The organism is Hymenobacter sp. B1770 (assembly GCF_049896385.1).
GTDB lineage: Bacteria > Bacteroidota > Bacteroidia > Cytophagales > Hymenobacteraceae > Hymenobacter.
Genome location: NZ_JAFCUF010000031.1, coordinates 1,104 through 1,371, shown reverse-complemented (window position 1 = coordinate 1,371; position 268 = coordinate 1,104). Strand labels below are relative to the sequence as shown.

1 pseudogene is annotated in these 268 nt (G+C 67.2%); it reads left to right on the top strand.

What is annotated here, in order from left to right:
* Positions 1-268, top strand: a pseudogene (locus tag ACP7AJ_RS21225) (DUF1259 domain-containing protein); the annotation flags it as partial.

Sequence of the window (268 nt, the reverse complement as noted above, 5' to 3'; positions counted from 1 at the left end):
CATCCACGGCATGTGCAGCCCCGCCGAGTTGGCCAAGAAGTTCGCCGCGGCGCTCAAAGACTCCAAGCTGCTGCCGGCCAACCAGCCCCAGCCGAGCGGGGGCGCAACGGCTGCCCAGCCCGGCAACAATGCCTCGCCGGCCGCGGGCCCGCCCACTGGCAAGGAGCTGTTCGATATTCCCGCCTTGGACAAGCTCGTTGGTTATCAAGGCGTGGTCAACGGCCCCACCTATAAGTACACGGTGGGCCGGGCCGACCTGCAATCCCTG